This window comes from Synergistaceae bacterium (assembly GCA_017444345.1).
GTDB lineage: Bacteria > Synergistota > Synergistia > Synergistales > Aminobacteriaceae > JAFUXM01.
Map to the genome: position 1 here is coordinate 1 of JAFSWW010000047.1, position 4,162 is coordinate 4,162.

The 4,162-nt window shown below is 39.0% G+C and carries 3 protein-coding genes; all 3 read left to right on the top strand.

All coding sequences use genetic code 11. From position 1 onward, the window contains the following. Window positions 1-1,048: glycosyltransferase family 8 protein (locus IJS99_03090; protein ID MBQ7560810.1), on the top strand; the 1,048-nt coding region annotated here is incomplete at its 5' end. Between the two features lie 95 nt (window positions 1,049-1,143). Then, complete coding sequence (locus IJS99_03095) at window positions 1,144-3,102, top strand: transglycosylase SLT domain-containing protein (protein MBQ7560811.1); 1,959 nt, start codon at window positions 1,144-1,146, stop codon at window positions 3,100-3,102. Beyond that, on the top strand, window positions 3,044-4,123 hold the full coding sequence (tilS, locus tag IJS99_03100) for a tRNA lysidine(34) synthetase TilS (GenBank protein MBQ7560812.1): 1,080 nt from the start codon (window positions 3,044-3,046) through the stop codon (window positions 4,121-4,123). The genes IJS99_03095 and tilS overlap by 59 nt, the downstream gene beginning before the upstream one ends. Window positions 4,124-4,162 lie beyond the last annotated feature (39 nt).

Genomic DNA, 4,162 nt, shown 5'->3' on the forward strand with positions numbered 1-4,162 from the left:
AGAGCAGAGAGCAGAGAGCAGAGAGATATTATTATCTCCTAATAATGAGCTTGAAAGGATTCATGCAGCTATAGCAATTTATGATCCAAATGGCAATTATTCGTCATATGCCGGTGCTTTAATGGTCTCAATTTTTGAATATACCAGCAATCCAGTTACAATACATATATTTCACGATGATACATTGACGCAGGAAAATAAGCAAAAATTTTTACGTACTGCACAGAAATATTCTCAATCTGTAAATTTTATTGATATTACTAAATATAAGTCATTAATAACTGCTAAACTTGAAGCGATATCAGAAAAATACACAATCGGGACTCTTTTTCGCATGTTTATGCCCGATGAGCTGCCGGACTTGGACAAAGTGATTTATCTTGATGTTGATTTGCTTGTGAGTCTTGATATTCGCGAACTCTGGGATATTGACCTCGAAAATAAATCAATTGCGGGAGTTCTTGATAACAGCCTTCTTAAATTAAAGCCGTTCCCCTTTTCGTGGCGCGCTAACATGATAAAGTTCATAAATTGCAGAATGGACTCATATATAAATGCCGGCGTTGTAGTTATGAATTTGCGCAAAATTCGTGAAGCAGGCAGCTTTATTGACACGTCTATAAACTGGTTCAAACGTTACGGCCAATTTGCATATACTCCTGATCAAGACGCTATAAATTCTATTTTTTCCGAAGATATTAAGTACATAGACAGCAAATTTAATACTTCTGATTTAAATATAGAAATGAAGGACTGTATTTTCCATGCGTGTACAAAAGGTTTGCATCCGTGGGACTCTTTTAGAAATAGAAAGCATGATATTTTTTTCTGGGCTATGTATCGTAAAAGCGCGTGGGGTGAAGATCTCAGCATTCAAGAATTTGTGCAGACTATAGGGAATATAGTTACTAAGACTGAATTTTTCCATCTTCATGGTAAACAGTGTCTCAAGCGCATAATCAAAGCAATGTATAATAGAATTTGCAGACTCAAAGAACCGTTTAAAGCAATTCATGTATTATTAATCGGAATATTTCACCGCAAATAAATTTTTTGTAATTCTTGCGAGAAAACTTAATTTTGACGGCTATTATATAATTACTGCAATAAATTTATTTATGTATAAGGGAGAAAAATTTTTACATGACTATAAAGAAATTTGCAGCAATTTTTTTATTTATATTTTGCCTAGTTCCTGAATCCCACGCAGCAACTAATAATCTTCAGGATTTATTCTGGCAGCACTCATGGCAGGAAATGGAGTCAGCCTTTCAAGCCTTACCGCAAAAAACTCCCCGCGATTATTCATTAATGGCAAATGCTTATAGATTCCAGTCAAAGTGGCGTGAGTGTGCAGCAATCCTTGAATCTCAATCCGGCAAATTCCCCGCGTCAATTAAACCCTATGCAGATATGACTCTGATTTTATGCTATGAGAATTCAGGCCAAAACGATAAAGCTATAAAGCTCGCAGAAAATTTATACAAGTCAGCACCGAATGATTTAAAATATTATGTTGCTTTATCACAATATAGAATTTACAGCGCGCGAAATGACTCAAGAAATACTCTTAACGCCTTAAATAAAATGTTAGCAAGTGCAGGCGATGACGATCAAAAAATTTACACGTTGACCCGCTTAATCTCACAGTCAAATAATAAACATTTCCGGGATCATGCTTTGAAACTCTTAGAATTACAGCCCGCAAATAAGAAAGCAGCAGAAATATTAATTAATTCCGGACGTTCTGACAATAATACAAAAATTGCGCTCGGTGTCTATTATCACTCAATCGGCAATAACAAAGCGGCTTTAATACGACTCAATACTGCAACAGGACGCAAAGCAATTTATTATCGAGCATGGGCAAATTCTAGGCTCAAGCAAAATAATAACGCATTGACTCTCTGGGGGAATCTCGCAATCAGCGGGAACTCTTACGCGGCCTCATCAGTTACCAGAATCGCAAATCTCGCAAAAGATAAAGGCATGATGGACAGCTGCCTAAATGTCCTAGAGAGAATCGCAAAAGAAAGACGCGGAGAAACTCAAGCAAGGGCGTTACAGGCAATTATAAATCTCACCGGCAAAAATAACCCTCAGAAAAAAGCAAGTTACGAGTCAAAAATTTTGCGTTCATTCCCCGGAACTAATTACGCATTCAAAGTTTTATGGGCACGAGCATGGGATTGTTTAGAGACCGGCCGTTATGTTGAAGCAGTAAAATTATTTCGTCAGGCAGATGCCCCCGGAGTAGGTTTTTACAAACGCGCTAGAATATTATATTGGCTGGGACATTCTCAAGCACTAGCAGGTCAGAAAAAAGAGTCCGAGAAAACTTTTTCACTCATAAAACGCAAATATCCGCTTACTATATATGGACTAATGCTCAAAGCTCCGATTAATATAATAAACGGGATAAATCCGAATTTAAGCATACAACCGTCTGAGCTTGAGAACTGGGGCTATATCTATAACGCATATTTAAGACTTTCACGCCCTAAAGCATCAACAAGGGAATTATACAGAGCATTAATATTATCTCGGTGGCTGGGACTTGATGAGTCATATAGTTCAGCAAGGAGACTCGAAACTCTTTTAACAGCTAACACGAATTTATACCGCGCTGATTTGGAGGCATTATATCCCCGGCCGTTCAAAAATTTAGTTGACTCAGCCTCAAAGCAATACGGAGTCGAGAATAATTTTATCTGGGCAATAATGAGGCAGGAAAGCGCATTCAAACCTGACGCACGCAGCTGGGTAGGAGCAGCGGGACTCATGCAATTAATGCCGGCAACTGCTAAAGGTGAAGCAAAACGAGCAGGACTCGCAAATTATGATTTAAATAATCCCGGCGATAATATAAAATTGGGAACTTCACATTTAGGGTGGCTCGGTCAAAGTTTTTCACGTAAAGAATGGGTTATGGCCGCTTATAATGCAGGTTCAGGAAATGCCCGCAAATGGATGAAGAACGGCGGCGACAAATTAGACTTGTTAAACTGGATCGAGGCCGTAAAATTCGACGAGACTTGCGGCTATGTGCAAAGAGTCTCGGCCAATCTTGAAATTTATAGAATGCTTTATAATGCTAGATAAAAATTTGATTCCCTATGAACTGTCAGATTATGTATTGCGCAAATATTTTCATGAGACTGGGCTAAAACAAGGCTGGCTCCCTGAAAGTAAAAACGGAGTCGGCGTTGCTGTATCAGGCGGCGGGGATTCTATCTCGTTATTATGGCTGTGTAAAAAATTTTATAATTCAAGAATTATAGCTATTCACGTGAATCACGGCATCAGAGGCAGCGAGTCGGACGGCGATATGAAATTTACTCAAGATTTTGCGGACTCTCTAGGAATTGAAATAATCACAAAGTTTTCAAGCGTCCCAGTTGAGAGAGTCAAGGGCGAGTCACTGGAATCAGCAGCGCGGCGGGTCAGGCTCCGTGAAATTTGTAACACAGCAAAAAATTTAAATCTTGATTATATATTTCTCGGTCATAATAAAGACGACTTGGCCGAGACAGTTTTATTTAATATTTTGCGCGGTACAGGGATTCGCGGCTCTGTGGGCATAACTGAAAGCAGCGAACTTGACGGAGTAAAATTTTATAGGCCGTTATTAGGCTTGAGACGTGAATTTTTGCGGGATATTCTCCGGGTCAGAAATATATCATGGCGCGAGGACTCTTCTAATAATGATAGCTCGTATACAAGAAATTTTTTGCGCTTGAATCTTTTGCCCCTGATTGAGAGTAAAATTAACTCGTCAGCTATTGAACATCTTGCAAATTTCGGGGAATTCATGCGCGAGTCCCGTGAACGTGAAAATATTTACAGCCGGAAATTATTAGACTCATGCAGAGATTATAATTTTGCGGGAATTGTCTTAACTCGTAAAAAGCTGCGTGATTTCTCCGTGAATGATTGCGCGTTGATTATCAGGGAAGCAGGCCGGAGGCTCAAGTTAAAGACTCTTTCACGAGGGCGGTGCAATGAACTCGCGAATTTGTTTATTAGCAATAAAAAATTTATATTTCAATGGTGCGATAAAGTTATAATTACGAGTCATGACGGCAGAATTTATTTTGAGGACTCGCGCGGGAATCAGGAATAATAAATCATCACTATTCTACTCTGCTACGAAGTAGCAGGG

What these genes read in the sequence shown, in the direction of transcription:
- IJS99_03095 (MBQ7560811.1), top strand. Translation starts at nt 1,144, where the DNA reads ATGACTATAAAGAAATTTGCAGCAATTTTTTTATTTATATTTTGCCTA.
- tilS (MBQ7560812.1), top strand. Translation starts at nt 3,044, where the DNA reads ATGTGCAAAGAGTCTCGGCCAATCTTGAAATTTATAGAATGCTTTATA.